At 52.4% G+C, this 16,620-nt stretch carries 9 protein-coding genes; 4 read left to right on the forward strand and 5 right to left on the reverse strand.

The genetic code is table 11. The features are described from left to right. Window positions 1-71 precede the first annotated feature (71 nt). The 3 genes from Enr10x_RS19840 to Enr10x_RS19850 all read right to left on the reverse strand — a co-directional run bounded on the left by Enr10x_RS19840 (window position 72) and on the right by Enr10x_RS19850 (window position 6,965). Window positions 72-1,538 (reverse strand): DUF1501 domain-containing protein, encoded by a 1,467-nt coding sequence (locus Enr10x_RS19840; RefSeq protein ID WP_145451113.1) that lies wholly within the window; start codon window positions 1,536-1,538, stop codon window positions 72-74. A 6-nt stretch (window positions 1,539-1,544) separates the two neighbouring features. Further along, window positions 1,545-4,724 (reverse strand): DUF1553 domain-containing protein, encoded by a 3,180-nt coding sequence (locus Enr10x_RS19845; RefSeq protein WP_145451114.1) that lies wholly within the window; start codon window positions 4,722-4,724, stop codon window positions 1,545-1,547. A gap of 255 nt (window positions 4,725-4,979) precedes the next feature. Continuing rightward, the gene (locus Enr10x_RS19850) at window positions 4,980-6,965 is read right to left on the reverse strand and encodes a prolyl oligopeptidase family serine peptidase (RefSeq protein ID WP_145451115.1); all 1,986 of its coding nucleotides are present in this window, start codon (window positions 6,963-6,965) and stop codon (window positions 4,980-4,982) included. A gap of 456 nt (window positions 6,966-7,421) precedes the next feature. Here Enr10x_RS19850 and Enr10x_RS19855 point away from each other — a divergent pair, with 456 nt between their 5' ends. Next, entirely contained in the window at window positions 7,422-9,254 is a 1,833-nt protein-coding gene (locus Enr10x_RS19855; RefSeq protein WP_145451116.1) for a CocE/NonD family hydrolase, read from the forward strand. A gap of 12 nt (window positions 9,255-9,266) precedes the next feature. Here Enr10x_RS19855 and Enr10x_RS19860 read toward each other — a convergent pair whose 3' ends face one another. Continuing rightward, a complete protein-coding gene (locus tag Enr10x_RS19860; RefSeq protein WP_145451117.1) occupies window positions 9,267-10,241 on the reverse strand; it encodes a Gfo/Idh/MocA family protein in 975 nt (324 codons plus the stop codon). 277 nt (window positions 10,242-10,518) lie between these two features. On the opposite strand from Enr10x_RS19860, the gene Enr10x_RS19865 reads away from it, so the two are divergent. Further along, the gene (locus Enr10x_RS19865; protein WP_197997300.1) at window positions 10,519-11,646 is read left to right on the forward strand and encodes an SGNH/GDSL hydrolase family protein; all 1,128 of its coding nucleotides are present in this window, start codon (window positions 10,519-10,521) and stop codon (window positions 11,644-11,646) included. 112 nt (window positions 11,647-11,758) lie between these two features. Here Enr10x_RS19865 and Enr10x_RS19870 read toward each other — a convergent pair whose 3' ends face one another. Further along, window positions 11,759-12,214 carry a polyribonucleotide nucleotidyltransferase gene (locus Enr10x_RS19870; protein ID WP_145451118.1) on the reverse strand — a complete coding sequence of 152 codons (456 nt, stop codon included), beginning with the start codon at window positions 12,212-12,214 and terminating at the stop codon, window positions 11,759-11,761. A 546-nt stretch (window positions 12,215-12,760) separates the two neighbouring features. Between Enr10x_RS19870 and Enr10x_RS19875 the strand changes: the two genes are divergently transcribed. After that, window positions 12,761-14,044, forward strand: a complete 1,284-nt coding sequence (locus Enr10x_RS19875; RefSeq protein WP_145451119.1) for a DUF1552 domain-containing protein — start codon at window positions 12,761-12,763, stop codon at window positions 14,042-14,044. A gap of 2 nt (window positions 14,045-14,046) precedes the next feature. Further along, window positions 14,047-16,566 (forward strand): DUF1592 domain-containing protein, encoded by a 2,520-nt coding sequence (locus Enr10x_RS19880; RefSeq protein WP_145451120.1) that lies wholly within the window; start codon window positions 14,047-14,049, stop codon window positions 16,564-16,566. Window positions 16,567-16,620 lie beyond the last annotated feature (54 nt).

Genomic DNA, 16,620 nt, shown 5'->3' on the forward strand with positions numbered 1-16,620 from the left:
CTTTCGTCCTCTGGACTGGATTGAAGACAGTCTCTGTCCGGCTGTTTATATCCAGCTAAAATGTCTGTTACCTAAGACAGCAATCCTTTGACGACCTGGGCACCATCGACACCGGTGAGTTTGAGATCGAGCCCCTGATATTTCACGGAAAAGCGATTATGGTCGATGCCCAGACAGTGCAGCACACTGGCGTTGAGATCGTTAATATGCACCGGATCTTTCACGATATTATAGCAGTAATCGTCAGTCTCTCCGTAATCGATGCCTGGCTTAAAACCTCCGCCAGCCACCCAGGTTGAGAAACAACGTCCGTGGTGGTCACGCCCGTGATTGTCTTTCGTCAACGTTCCCTGACTGTAAATCGTGCGACCGAATTCTCCACCGAAGATGACAACGGTATCGTCTAATAATCCCCGTTGTTTTAGATCTTTCACGAGGGCGGCTGCGGGCTGATCCACCTTGTCACAATTATTGCGAATGGCTTTAGGGAGATTCCCGTGTTGATCCCAGCCCCGCTGAAAGAGTTGAATGAAAGGCACGCCACGTTCCGCCATCCGACGTGCGAGAATGCAATTCGAAGCGAACGTGCCTTTCTTTTCTGAATCGGGGCCGTACATCTCAAACGTCGCTTTCGTTTCTCCGCTCAAGTCCATTAAACCGGGTACCGAGGTCTGCATCCGATACGCCATTTCGTATTGTGCAATGCGTGCTTCAATCTCCGGATCACCCGACAGCTGGGATTTTTCTTCATTGAGCTTCGCCAGTCCATCCAGCATTTTGCGACGCAGCCCTCTGTCCAGTCCTTTGGGATCAGAAAGAAATAGAACGGGGTCACCGGCACTACGAAACTGAACTCCCTGGTGCCGTGAGGGCAGGTTGCCGCTGCTCCAGAGCCGTGAATAGAGTGCCTGCCCTGGTGCATTACCGACGGAAATCATCACCACATAAGCGGGCAGATCTTTGTTCGGGCTGCCTAATCCATAACTCAGCCACGCGCCGAAACTGGGACGTCCCAGTTGTTGTGTTCCCGTATTGATGTAGGTAATCGCAGGATCATGGTTGATGGCTTCCGTATTCATGGTGCGGATAATCGCGATGTCGTCTGCGATGGAAGCAGTGTGGGGCAGGATGTCTGAATTGATCCAGGTTCCCCGTTCGCCGTAGCGTTTAAAATTGAACATGGGTGCGACACAGGGAAACGCTTTTTGACCGCTGGTCATGCCCGTGAGTCGTTGCCCTTTTCGAATTGAATCAGGCAGTTCCTTTCCATGAATCTTCTTCAACTCAGGCTTGTAATCAAACAGGTCAATATGACTGGGACCACCGGCCATGAAGAGATAAATCACCCGTTTCGCTTTGGGGGCAAAGTGAGGTAAGCCGGGGAGCCCTCGCTGATCCGGATTGGACTGGCTGGCAGCGGAGAGTCTGGGTACGTCTCCCAGTAACGAGGCCAGTGCCGCCGCCCCCAGACATCCACGGGAGCGTGACAATAACTGTCGACGTGTTAACTGTCGCTGGTATTCTTCCAGAGGATTCATAGCGTTTTACTCACGAGTTAAAGTTTCGTCCAGGTTGAGAATCATGTTGGCCACGACCGTCCAGGCCGCCAGTTGAGGGACATTCAGATTTTTATCACGAGGCGACTCACCGGCTTTGAGCAGTTCTTCAGCCGCTTGAGGATGGGCCTGATAGTGTTTCAGGCTTTCCTCGTAAACATCCAGAAGTACTGCTCTTTCTGTTGAGTGGGGCTCTCTGGCGGTTGCCAGTAAAAAGGCAAAACCAACCTGTTCAGCACTGGTTGCTCCCCCTTCTTTCAGCATGCGTTCTGCCAGATGGCGGGCTGCTTCCACGTATTGGACATCATTCATCGTGACTAAGGCCTGCAGAGGCGTATTGGTGCGAGGCCGTCGGATCGTGCACTTCTCCCGTGTCGGTGCATCAAAGATCTGCATCGACGGCGGAGGCGCGGATCGTTTCCAGTAGGTGTATAAGCTGCGGCGATACAGTTTGTCGCCGTGGTCCTGCACGAATTTGGGATTTCCGCCCAAACCCACTTCTTTCCAGAGTCCGGGTGGCTGATAGGGTTTGACTCCCGGGCCTCCCATTTGGGGGTTGAGTAAGCCGCTGATCTGAAGTGCGCTGTCGCGGATCATTTCTCCCTGCAACCGAAAACGTGCACCGCGTGCCAGCAGTCGATTCGCGGGATCTCGTAAATAGGCAACCCGCGGGACATCCGATGTCTGCCGATACGTAGACGACATTACTATTTGTTTGAGCATCCGCTTGACATCCCAGCCGGATTCCCTGAAATCAACAGCCAGCCAGTCCAGCAATTGCGGATGACTGGGGAAGGCGCCCTGCGAACCGAAATCTTCCGGTGTCGTGACCAGGCCTGTCCCGAACAGCATTTGCCAGTACCGGTTCACAGCGACGCGCGCCGTGAGAGGATGATTCTCGGCAAAGAGCCATTGTGCTAAACCCAGGCGGTTCTGGGGGGCGTCTTTGGGCATCGGCGGCAAAACCGCTGGTGTACCCGGTTCGACTTTATGTTCGGTAGGCGCATCATAAGCGCCGCGATTGAGAATAAAGGTATCCCGCGGTTTAGACATGTCTCCCATGATCATGACTGACGTCAGCGGTTTGAGAAGATTTGACTCTTCGGCTTTTAATTCCTGCTGTTTCTTGACTAACGCAATATATTCTGCGTCTTCCCGTTCCAGGTAGTAGTTGCGCAACTGCTGCTGTTGCTCTTTCGTTCGTTTTTCAGGAGAGACCGCCAGGATGGTCGTAATCGGAAGTTGCTTCGTGAGTGTTTCGACTTCAGATTGACTGAGTACCCGATTGAAGACTGAGACTTCATCAATGGTTCCCTTGAGACGGGAACTGGGGTGCCGACTGCCGATCAGTAACGTTTTCGCCGTGCGGATGGTATCCGTTAAGCGATCCTGCTCAATCTTCCAGTCCCACAACTCACCGTCCACATAGATTTTTACCCCCTGTGCTTTGGATGAACCATCGTAGGTCACAAACACATGCTGCCAGGTCGACGGTTTGAGTTTTTTCTTCGTTGTCACCTTAATGGCATTCGTCGGCCAGGTATTGATGATATGCACGGAGATTTGTTCGCCTGAGATGAGAATATCGTACCCGCGATAACTGTTGGCATCATCCATTTTCGCCAACATCGCGCCGGATCCTTTGGGGTCGAGATTGATCCAGCCACCGTAGGAAAATGAATCTGTCCGTTCAAAATTACAGACTTCGCCCAGATCGACAAAGGTCGTGCCGTCAAAATGAAGCCCCTGATCGTAAGGAGACTTTGTCCAGTCTACCTTTCCTTGAATAGTCCCTTTACGTTTCTGGTCCAGTTGATCGACAACCTGGTTTCCCTGGCCTTCATCCAGCCTGAAATGCAGGATCTGTCCTTCAATTGGGGATGGCGCGGATTGTTGCTTTTTTTCTTTTTCCACCAGCCAGGCGGTAAACTGAGGTTCGACCGACTTTTGACGCGCGGCGAGCTGCAGTTCGTTTTCTTTGATTCTGGTACGCACCCCCGGGAGTATTTTCTGTTTTTCCGGATCAACCAGATCTACCGTTGGTTTGGCATTCCCGTTCCGTGTCTGACTTCCGGCGTCGGCGCTGATATTGAAAAACCCGAAGAAGCGGTAATAGTCTTCGTGTGAAATCGGATCGTATTTATGTTCATGACATTGAGCACATTCCATGCTGAGTCCCAACCAGACCGTGGACGTTGTTTTGACTCTGTCAACGGCGTACTCCACGCGGTACTCTTCCGGAATCAGGCCACCTTCATCGGTGGTCCCGTTATTCCGATTAAATCCTGAGGAGACCTTTTGTAAGGGGCTGGCATTGGGAAGTAAATCTCCCGCCAGTTGCTCCGTTGAAAACTGGTCAAAGGGAACATTTTCGTTATACATCTGCACGATGCGATCGCGCCAGGCCCACATATCACGTGGGCCGTCCGCATGATACACGCTCGTATCACCATAGCGGGCTGCGTCCAGCCACATTAAAGCCATGCGTTCGCCATACTTTTTTGAACTTAACAGGCGGTTCACCAGTTTTTCATAAGCGTCGGGAGATTCGTCATGCAGAAACTGATCAATCTCGGAAATGGTAGGGGGCAGTCCGGTCAGATCATACGTCAGTCGACGGATCAAGGTACGGCGGCTGGCTTCCCTCGAGGGCCGCAACTGCTCTGATTCCAGTTTTGCCAGTACAAACTGGTCGATCGGATTCCGCACCCACTGGCTGTTTTTGACTGTGGGTAATGCGGATTTTTTCGGAGCGAGAAATGACCAGTGACTGGTCCATTCGGCTCCCTCATCAATCCAGCGTTTGAGCAATAACTTCTGCTCGGGAGTTAACTCTTTGTTCGAATCAGCGGGAGGCATAATCAGATCAGAATCATTGCTGCTGATCCGTTTATAAAATTCACTTTGATCGGAATGCCCGGGAACGATCGCGTCAGCTTTTGCCGCCTCAGCCACGTCCAGTCGCAGATCTCCTTCACGATGCTTCGGATCGGGACCATGGCAATGAAAGCAGTTTTCAGAAAGAATCGGTCGAATATCACGGCTGAAATCGATTTTCGCAGCGGTGACGGAATTCTTCGTCAGATCATTTTCCGCACGACAGACATTGATCGTCAGAGCGAGAAAAACTGACCAAAATAAGAGGCTGGATCGAAGCAGCGTGCGCATACTCAATTATGTCCTTAAAATCTGAACACAATTAACGATCCTGGTGCGTCTCAAGAAAATCCGAAACTGCGACATCGCAGCACGAGGAGAACAGGTGGGTCCCAAATGGATGATCGTTCCCTAGATCGTAGGTTTGCCTGCAGACAATTGTCAAGGCATTTCCAATGAAAGCGAAATTCAGATCGCCGAATGAGCCTGTAAAAGGGGTTATAAATGATGGATGCCGCGTTCTGTGGACAATTAAAAAAAGTCTGTCTACTTCCATTGTTCGTCAAAGTAACCGGCGTGGAGCACGTTCTCTTTGATTGGAGTGGAACCTGTGTAGGACGGGTCGATTTGCAGCACAGCCCAGTCGCCCCAGCGCGGGAAGAGCAGGTAATTGAGTTTTGCCAACTCGGCTTCTCGAAAGGTGTGGCCACTATTGAGTACCACGTAACGACGATTCTCACCAGCGAGTGGGTTCGGCGCGATCAATGCGGGAACGTGTTTATCTGCGGGGTACTCCTGATTCCCCAACCGGAGTTTTTCTCTGGTCCATTCCAGAGGAAGATCGGGCAGGACTTTCGCAATCAAACTGTTACTGCCCGGATCGCCGAAGAGGATCAGATTTCGAGTGCGAATATCTTCGTCCGTCACGTCCGTGTCGTTTTTGATGGGGAGTTCGCCGCGAAAGTAGTGCTGCCACTCGTCGGCGAATCGCTTCAGACTGGCATTGGAATAAGCCTGTACGGCTGCGTTCCATGGTTGTCCTGTTCCACGTACGCAAAGAAACGGCGACGAAAACGCATCGTCAATCGGCCCCTGCAAACCGGGGCGTTTGCCTGTGAGCGGCGATTTACCCTTTCTGTCCGCAAGCGACCAGACGTTTTCCTTCCGCTCGATCACAATTTTCCGGGTTCGGGTTGTATTTGCAGGCGAGAGTGAAAGTTCCGTTTTACCGATACGCAGTTTCTGCGGTACTGTCGACAGACGTGATATATCGATCGCGAAGCGGGTAATGTTTTGCAGTTCCGTGATATCAATCTCATCGTCACGTAAATGAGCAGCAATCACAGCCTTCGCATAATGCTGCTGTAAACCAAGCACTTCCAGCCAGTGGCAGCGATTGTATTTGAGAGTCCAGGTGACGAACCGCAGTTGTTGTGGTTGCCTGTCGAGCCCCTTGTCGACATACAAACCGATCCGCCGCATCTGCTCGGCATGTGTGACCGGATCAATGACGTGCCCGGTGCCCGGCGAGATGAGGTTCACCATCGTGAGCCCTTCCTGCTGCATGGCCTTCACCATCAGCACGTGTGCCTGGAAGAAGACATCTTTTTCGCCAATGCACGCGATGGCCGGGACGACACCGGCATTGGCCGCGTAGTCAATGGAATCGAGCATATGCAGCCCCAGTTCCTGATGCGGCGGCAGGGGGCCTACTTTGACGAAGTTTTTCAGCGGCGTTTCTGAAAAATGATGTGTATCGACATAACCGCAGTAAGGTCCGATTGCCACAAAAAAGTCCGGGTGTTTTAAACCAAGGTGCCAGGTCCCGGAAGCCCCCATCGACATGCCACGCAGGACGATCCGGCGACGGTCGATGTTATAACGATGACTGACGTCCTCAATAGCTTCGAACACGTCTGTCTCTCCGGCCCAGCGATAACAGTTCTCCACACGGCCCAGCGGATGCAGTTCGATGTAAGGCTTATCGGGAGCAGAGGACCGTTTTTCGTCACCTTCATCAAACCGGGCGATGAACCGTAACTCGCTCATGCCGACGGGACGCGTGCTGCCGTGTAAAACCACGTCGAGCCGGATTGGTTGTGCGGGGTCGTAGTTTTCAGGCACAATCACGCCATACGGCTGCACCGAGTTGTCCACCGCAGAAACGTAACCTAACGCCAGCTTGCCCTTGCGGGTACTCCACGGTTTTTTGTTGGCGTCTAATGCTTCGATGCGTTGTTTGCCGCGTACGATTGCCTGTTTCATTAAAGCGATATCTCGCGGCGAAAACTGTTGATCGTACTGCAGTGCCCACTGCAAACCCTTGGAGAAAATCGAGGCATCTGCGATGTCGCTCGCAGGTCGATCATGTAACGCTTCCAGCGACTCCTGTAGCGTCTGCAGTTCCTGATCGAAGGTCTGCCGCTGTTCGATCGTCAGTGGTACGGCCTTCTGGGCAAGACTGAACGCGCCCGGCCACGAGCAGAAAACAAGAACCAGCAGCATACTCCAAGGACGACAGCGCAGCATCATCACAGTCTCCGATTATTGGCGATTCCATTGTTGACCATCATAACCTGTAATACAGGCCCTGATTTGAGTCTTTCAACCGACTCTATCAAATCTGTTATACCTTGAAGAGTTCGAGTGCAACACTTTGCAGGTACGATTCGTGACCAGGCCTGCAAAGATATTTATCCCGGAAACCCTGCCGATTTCGCTGTCCTGTTGTATGGGTAACATGCCAGTGTCTTTCATCAGCAGGGAAGTGGGACCAGTAAAAGCAGCCTGCGCCACTCAGCGGGAAGGAAACGATGGCAGTTCTGCAGAGACAATTCCTGTGTTGATTTCGGCCTGCTAAAAGTTTCTAATGATTTGAACGTACTTAACGAGGCATCGTAGAGGGTCGGACGTTGTGCTTTTATACTGAAGTCCAGACCGTCATCGTTCCTGGTCTGTCATTTGTCTTAGCGCAGGAAAGCAAAACGGATGGTCTTCTCTTGGAAACTTCAGGGCAGTCGGATCGCGTTTATCGTTGCTGCGGTCATTCCACTTTTCAGTTCACTCGTGACGGCGCAACCGCCGCAACCGGGCGAATATTCGCCTGTCAAGTACACTGTCATCGAAGAACGCAACTGCGATGCCCCCATGCGAGATGGTGTTCAGTTGAAGATTGATATCTTCCGTCCCCAGGCGGAGGGTCGTTTTCCCGCCATCCTGCAGCAAACGCCCTACAACAAAAACGGGCAGGCGGCACGGGCGAAGAATTTTGCCTCACGCGGTTATGTGGTGATCAATGTTGATTCACGTGGTCGTTTTGAATCGGGCGGTGAATGGGACCCGTTTTCACCAAAACATAAAACGGATGGCTACGATCTGGTGCAGTGGATTGCCGCGCAGCCGTGGTGCACTGGCAGTGTGGGGACCTACGGGCTGTCATACATGGGCTGGACGCAGTGGTGGACGGCTTCGCAGTCGCCACCGGCTTTAAAAGCCATCGTACCCGAAGTCGCGCCTCCCGACAATTTTTATAATTGTCCCTATCAAAGCGGGATCTTCGTCTGCTGGATGATGGACTGGGCAGGTTCGATGTCCGACCGTTTGCCCTACAGCGCCGGTCCCGGTGCATACGGCGGCTTTGCTGTCAATCGCGAAAAAGCGTATGACCGGCTCCCCTACATCGACTTCGACAAAACCCGGAACTACAAACCCAATGCATGGTGGCGGAAGTGGATTTTACAAAACACCGCCGACGGCGAATACTGGCGGGCCATTGCTTATCAGACCCCTGAAAGTTATGCGAAAGTGAAAGTTCCCTCCCTGGCAATTTCCGGATGGTTCGACGCAAACTTTCCTGGCACGCCGATGAACTATCTGGCAATGAAGCAATATGGCGGTACGCCCGCCGCGCGTCACCCGCGGATCGTAATAGGTCCCTGGCAGCACATTATTAACCGATATCGAAAAGCTGCCGATGTCGATTTTGGCGAGCAGGCGATCATCGACTGGGACGGTTATATTCTGCGCTGGTTCGATTATCATTTGAAAGGAATCGAGAACGGCGTGTTGAAAGATCCGCCCGTCCACGTGTTCGTGATGGGGCGCAACAAGTGGCGTGCCGCCCAGGACTGGCCGTTGCCGCAGACGCAGTTCACTAAATACTATCTGCGGAGCGGTGGGAAAGCGAACTCTTCCGACGGTGATGGCACGCTGAGTACGCAGCCTCCTGGTAATGAGCAGGCTGACCGGTATGTCTACGATCCGCACCACCCGACCCCCTCGGCTCCTTTTACCAACGGCCATATTGACGGACCGCGCGACATCAGCAAGTCGGCAGCGCGGAGTGATGTGCTGGTCTACGACACGCCGGTGTTGACAGAGGATGTCGAACTGGTCGGTCCGATCACGGCCCGCCTGTTTGCCGCTACGAGTGCGCTCGACACCGACTGGATGATCCGTTTAGCCGATGTGCATCCCGACGGCCGATCCCTGTTCCTGGGGGAAGGCGTCATGCGGGCCCGCCATCGCGATCCCGAACGTCATGGGGCATTCAATCCGCATAAACTCAGCATGATCGAACCGAATCAGCCGTACGAATACCAGATTGATTTCTGGCGACCGACGGGCAATGTTTTCGCGCGCGGGCATCGGATCCGCATTGAGATCTCCAGCAGCTACTATCCGTACTACCTCCGAAATCCCAATACGGACGAAGACAATCTCGGCCTGGCGACAAAGTTCCAGATTGCGAAGCAAACGATCTTTCACGATGCAGCAAGGCCTTCGCATGTTGTCCTGCCGGTAATTCCAGTGGACAAGTAAAGCACCAGCTGATCAGACAAACGCATTCAGCTTCTCCATCCAGCGTTGCACCTGCATGGCATCTGAGTAGGTCGCTCCAGTGGGCACTGCTTCCATGTTACGCACAACCCGACAGAAGCAACGTAACTCCTCAGCCATCATGCCGCTGGGTGGGTTAGCACGCACTTCCAGTGCCAGAGGCCAGGAGGCTTCATTGTCCCAGACGGAGATCGGTCGCGGGTTCGGTTCAATCCGCGCCGACCACCCCTCACCAAACACTTCGGTTCTGTCAAACCCGCGGGGCGGCATTCCTGCGGGCGTTAAATACGAGGCAGCGAACGATGCCACCGGACCACCGTTCCACTGGAGTTGTGCCACAGCCAGATCAATGGCGCCTGTGGCAGTCCGATGATATTGTGCACTGAAATGATCCGGTTCCGCACAATCGAGTAGCACCTGTGTCGAATACAGGTCATGTACCATTGCAGCATGGAGCGGGTTCTCGCCCGGAAAGTTCGCAACAATACTCGCGGGGCGATGTCGTACGCAATCGATATAAGAAATCGGGCCCCGTTCGCGGGCCACCTCCCGCAACTCCTGAAACTCGCTGTTAAACAGCAGGATGTGTCCAATCATCAGGTTGCTGGAATCGGGCCGTACCAGTGGAGCCAGGCTTTCCGCTTCTGCCAGACTATCTGCGATCGGCTTTTCCAGCAGTACCGCTTTGCCATGTTCGAGCAGTTCGCGCGCGACAGTCACATGTGACCGCGTCGTGCAGGCGACCACCCACGCTTCTGCGCCCGATTCTTCAATCGCCTGAGTCAGATTCGTCCAGCCTGGCACATCGGGAAGTTCTTTGCGGAGGGCAGCGAGGCTTTCTTCCCGACGTGCGACCACCCCCACCAGTTCCGCTTCCGCCAGTCCAGCTAACGTCAATGAATGCAATCGCCCAAACCGTCCCAGGCCAATAACACCAATTTTTACCGGTTGAAAACTCTTCGCAGTCATGGGTTATCCTTAGCTTTGATTGAATGATTGTCTGCAGAGAGACGCTGATGATGCAGTTAGCTTCATCATATCGAGAATGGAATTTCACCATCAAGGCTTAAAGGGGATGACAATGATCGGGAGAAAAGCAGGGCAGGAATTCCCAGAAAAAAAATGTCAGACGCTGGACGCGGAGGGGGTGGGCGATGTTACGATAGGACTCGGGTTCTGCCTGGAGCGGTTTCAGGATCAACCCCCATGGGAAATCCCGGTTAATTAATATCAGATTGAGAGATCCGTGCAAAAAATAGACTTCCCCCGATTGCTGATCAATTTATCGCTCCTCTTATTTCTCTCAGCCTGTCCTGCAGTCGCAGCAGAGAAATCAGAATCTCTGCAACTGACACTGCCACCCGCGTTTTATGCGGTGCCCGGCGTGGAAATGAGTATCTATTACGACAACATCGTGTTGACTGAAACGCCAGAGAAATATCGGTTTGAGGTCAGTTGTAAAATCGGTACTGCTGAGCAGAATCGCTGGACGGTCACGCCGAAAGATTCCGATGTGGGGCAACATCCGTTGTCGGTGAAGGTGACCGACGCTGACGGGAAAATTCTGGGAACAGCGAAAACCACCCTGCATGTTGCTGCGGCCAATTCGGGTTCCGAGCGCGACACCTGTCGGTTGTTAATCATTGGTGACAGCCTGACCCACGCCACCACATACTCCAACGAAATCGCCCGGCTGCTCTCCACTCCCGGCAATCCAAAATGGCAAATGCTGGGAACGCACAAACCGAAGTCCGCTGCGAAAGGCGTCGCGCATGAAGGTTACGGTGGTTGGACCTGGCAGCGGTTCGTCTCGAAGTACGAGCCCCACCCCGATGGAACGTACCGCAAACGCAGCAGCCCGTTTGTATATCTCGGTAAAGACGGTAAGCCGGGCCTGGATTTCAAACGCTACTTTAAAGAAGAATGTAATGGTAACACGCCAGACGTCGTGATTATTATGCTGGGCATTAACGATTGTTTCTCGGCGAAACAGGACGCCATTGATGACAAAATCGATGGTATGTTCACGCAGGCAGACATCTTAATCAAAGCCCTGCAGGCGGCCGCGCCTCAGGCTGAGGTGGGGATCTGTTTAACCACTCCGGGGAATTCCCGTCAGGAAGCATTTTATGCCAACTACAAAGACCGCTACAGCCGTTGGGGCTGGAAGAAAATTCAACATCGGCTGGTACAACGGCAAATCGAAAAATTCGCAGGTCGCGAACAAGAAAACCTGTTTATCATCCCTACCGAGTTAAACCTCGATATTGTGGACGGCTATCCGGTCAACAACGGCGTTCACCCGAATAAGCTCGGTTACCAGCAAATTGGAGCCAGTATCTATTCGTGGTTGAAGTTCCGCTTTGCAAAGTGAAGTCAGTTGTACAGCCTTGGTGGAGCAATCCTGTCACGTGTATGAAGTTCAATCATACCCTAACCTGGTTTATAGTCTGCTGATTCGAATTGAATGGTATTCGGAATTCGGTTCAGGATTGCCCGTTCATCTCACGCTCGACTGACCAGAATTCATCAATCGATTTGATTGGTTGCGTCTCGTATTCTCCAGGCAGCAGAATCACTTTGCGACCGGAGTGCTTTGAAACGACCTCACTAATTTCAGCTGTGGAAATACGATTGGGGGGAATTGAAACAGATCTGAGTTTTGCATCCTGATTGTTTTGATCTGTCATACCATACTCACCATATTCATAGGTCGGCAAGTAAATTGTCCCGTTGATAAAATCTACTGCGAACGCAATTACACCTGGTATAAAGAAAAACAAAAGGCCTATTGAGTCAAGGCCGACGATTTTCCAGTCAAGCGGCCCGGAAGGCTGTCCTCTGCGTTCAGGGTACAGAATTGTTCCACAACCAGTTAGAGAACAGGTTAGTACACTATTGATTCCATAAAACAGAAAACGGCGGCGAGATGTCTTAAGCAATGTACAGGCCTCCAAATGCTAAGCTGCCACTCGGCCCAGAAAGTGCGGACAGCGCATATCTTCGATGATAAGCAGGGGGGAAATGTTGTTCTGAGAAAGTCAGAACCGGGTAGGAGGCAGGAGAGTACTCGATTCAGCGATTCAGGGAAAGATCGATTTTAGATAAGCCTGTGGTTCAGATACGCTCAACTTAGATCAGCTTTGAGATTTCCTGTCATGATATTCCTGAACATTTTGAATGGCGGGATTTCTCTCTGGTGAACTTACAGTGGCAGTTGCAGGCCCGGATCAGGCTCCTTGACCCGTTTAATGCGGACAATCGTACTTGACTCCCAGCTCAGATCACATCTGTGATTGTGGATCTTGTTGTAAATATACATAGCGTTGCAGCCCCATTTGGGGTAAAATTGAGGGAGCAGGTTCAGCCTCAGGGGCGGGATTTGTACATCATAAAAATACTCTTAGCCGCTCATAGAAACAATTTTCGAACATTGAGGCTTTTGAGAGTATTGAAAGTTTCCCTTTGATATTAAACAGACTGTCAGAATGAACAACAAAATCAATCGTCGCCGATTCATTCTCCGTTCCGTTGCCGGATCTCTGGCTTTACCCGGGCTGCCCTCTCTGATGACGAGCTCATTTGCGGGGAATTCAGCAATTGCCGAATCTCGTGGGGCAGGTGCGGGGGCTCAACGGTTTGTCGCAGTAGGAAACTTACTCGGTTTTCAACTGAAGCATTTTTTTCCTGAGAAAACTGGCAAAGACTTTGAAGAAACGATACTGCTCAAGCCGCTTGCAGCCAATCGTGATCAGCTGACAGTCTATCGCGGACTCGATCATGGACTTCGCGGCGGCCACTTTGCCGTGCATACGTTCCTGTCAGGTTTGCTGCATCACGAGTCCAAGAATCGTACAGACGGCAACGTTACCATCGATCAATTCATTGCGGATGAAATCGGCAATCAGACACGATTTCCGTCACTCACGGTCGGTTCTGAAGGGGGGATCCATGGTGGCTGTCAGCTCTCGTGGACGAAGTCAGGTGTTCGGGTTCCGCCGATTACGGGACCTGCGGAACTGTTTGACCGACTGTTCGTCGCAGATTCGAAACAGGTTCAGGCACGGAAAGTGAAAGAGAATTCGCTGCAGGAATCGATACTTGATTCGATTCACGATGAAGCCCGTTCGCTTTCGAAGCGAGTCAACAGTGAAGACAAAGCAAAACTCGATGAGTATTTCAGTTCCATTCGCGATGTTGAAAAACGTCTGAAGCTCCGCCAGGTCTGGTCTGATCAGCCCAAGCCGAAAGCACCATTCGACAAGCCGGCTGATAAGAACACTGTGGAAGACCTGCCTATGCTCTACGAGTTGATCGCGCTGGCTTTGCAGACCGATTCAACACGGATTGCCACTCTGGAGATTGGCGGCAGCTTTTTGCCACAGCATCTGGGTATCAATAAGTCCTACCATGGTCTTTCGCATCACGGTAATAACGAAGAGTCGATCGGGCACCTGGTCACTCTTGAACAATATCAGATCGAACAGTTTGGAAAATTCCTGACCCGTCTGGCGGGTATCTCTGACGGTGATCAGACACTGCTCGATTCGACCGCGGTCCTGTTCGGCAGCGGTATGGGGAATGCCAATTCACACACCAACTCAGACTTGCCCATCATTCTGGCTGGAGGCGGGTATGGGACTGGTGAATTCAAGAAAGCCCCCTCAAAAGGCCCGGGCAAGGTCCCGTTGTGCAACCTCTTCCTGGATATCGCTCAGAGAATGGGTGTTGAGAAGGAATCGTTCGGAACGAGTACCGGAAGGTTCTCCTGAAGATGAATACGCGGCCTATTAAATCTCTCAGCATGCGGGCATTTCGCGCCGTTTGCGGTTTCGCCGTCTGCGTTTCCCTGCTGCTGCCTTGCTCTGCAGCGGAGCCACAACACAAGTACAATCCGACCGTCAGCAGGCTTTTGAAAAAATACTGTCTTGATTGCCATGACAAGGCGACCGCGGATGGTGAGCGCGAGTTTGAAACGTTTACTCTGCCGCTCAAAACTGAGCAGCAGCTGATCACCGCGGATGGGATTATCGATCAGATGACCCTGCGAAAAATGCCCCCCGAAGAAGCGGACCAGCCGACTGACAAAGAGCGACTTGCCTTGATCGGTGCCTTGCGCGACAGCATTCAGGATGCGCGCAGCCAGTTTGAAAGTACCGGGTCACGCACCATCATGCGTCGCCTTTCCAATCGGGAATATGAAAACACCCTGGCCACCCTGTTTGACCGACGTGTCGACACACTGGGATTAACGGCGGACTTCCCGAAGGAGGAGACCAGCCAGCACATGGACAACATCGGTGAGTCGCTGGTGACTTCCGGATTTCTGTTGGATCAGTATTTCCAGGCAGCCTCCCGACTGGTCGAAGCCCGTCTGGGAAAACTTGAGATGAAACCGAAGTCGTGGCACTTTAACGGCCATTTCAAACAGTATGAAGAACTGTCGGGTTCTCATCGAAGTGTCTTCAACTATCGCTATCTCTGTCTCTATGAACAACCCAATACCGACACACGCCAGGGGGGCTATGGGCACATTGAAGATTTCCTGGCAGGCGTGCCGGTCTCAGGACTGTATGACATTCAGGTTCAAGCCCAGGCGCTGCACCGCGACACGCACTACGATCCCAAGATATTCCGCATCGACTTTTCGGAACCATTTCAACTGGCGGTTGTCCCCGGCGATGTGAAGAAAGGACATATCCACTATCCCCAGGCGATTGAACCGATCCTGGCCAGCTCTATTGTTCCGGATGACAAACCAGAGTGGTTAAAGTTTCGTGTCTGGCTGGAAGCCGGGCAGACACCTCGTTTCATTTTTCCGAACGGACCTTATGAGTCGCGGGCGTCCGTCATCGCACTCAACAAACGCTACAAGGACGAATTCAAGAAGCCTGAGACGGGAGTCAGACGAAGTGCGCTGCTTCGCGAAGGAGAGCTGCCTCATATCAGGATCAGCGAAATCAAAATCCACGGCCCGATTTCGGAACCAGGCGGTAGCAGAGAAGAGATCGCCGTGTTCGGGAAAGAGGGGTTTCAGAAGGACCAGGCCCTGGAGCAGCTCTTTAGCTTTGCGAAAAAGGCCTATCGGCGTCCGTTGAACGAATCCGATCAACGGCGGATCAAAGTGCTTTACGAACAGCGATTGTCCGAGCAGGCGACACCACGTCAGTCGGCTCTTGATACGGTGAAGATGATCCTGTGCTCTCCCTCGTTTTTATACCTCAGCGAGATCACGCCCGAGGATGAACTTGAGCTACACCCGTACGATCTGGCGTCGCGTCTTTCCTATGCACTCTGGACGACACCGCCTGATGCAGAATTGTTCACCGCGGCCGCCTCTGGTCAACTGAAGAATAAAGAAGAATTACAGAAGCAGATTAGACGTATGCTGAAAGATCCGCGTTCGGAAGAATTCGTCAATGGCTTTCTGGACAGCTGGCTCAATCTGCGTGCTATCGGCGATCAGCCTCCGCCGCGCAGAGCGGCCTGGGAATACTATGCTCAGAACCTGCCGGAATCGATGAAAGAGGAAGCCCGCCTGTTTTTCCGTTCCCTGCTGGATGAGAACGGATCGGTAGAGAATTTTCTGGACGCTGATTTTACCTTTGTTGACAAGAAACTCGCCCACCTCTACCAGTTGCCTGAAAAAGACAAATTGCGACTGAAAGATGGCTTTCAGCGCGTCAAGCTCTCCGGTACGAAACGACGTGGCGGATTGCTGGGCATGGCCGGTGTGCTGACTGTCAGCGCCAATGGCGTTGATACTTCGCCGGTCACGCGCGGTGTCTACGTGCTCGAAAATCTGCTTGGAACGCCGCCACCACCTCCGCCTGACGAAGTGCCTGCCATTGAGGCTGACGTCAGTGGAGCCACAACGATTCGTGAACGACTGGCAAAACACAGCCAGGACCAGACGTGTTACGTCTGTCATCGAAATATCGATCCCCACGGTTTTGCGCTGGAAACATTTGATCCGATCGGCCGCTGGCGGGAAAAGTACCCGCATCCGAGAGGGAAAGGGAGCGGCCCGAAGGTCGACCCGACAGGCAAACTTCCTTCTGGCGAAACATTCAAAGATTTTGAGAGTTTTAAGCATGTGCTGCTCGAAAACCGTCTTGATAAGTTCACCCACTGTCTGATTGAAAAGCTGCTCACTTACTCGACCGGTCGGCAGATGGAGCGGTCCGACCAGTACGAGATCGAAGACATCCTGCAGCGTGTCAAAGCTGAAGACTACGGTCTGCAGACAATCGTGATCGAAGTCATGACTTCCCGCATCTTCCGATCGCGTTGATCACATTTATCGATTTCTACCAGTCGCTTTTCGATTCTCTCGTTTCAGAATTTG

This window comes from Gimesia panareensis (assembly GCF_007748155.1).
Classification (GTDB): Bacteria; Planctomycetota; Planctomycetia; order Planctomycetales; family Planctomycetaceae; genus Gimesia; species Gimesia panareensis.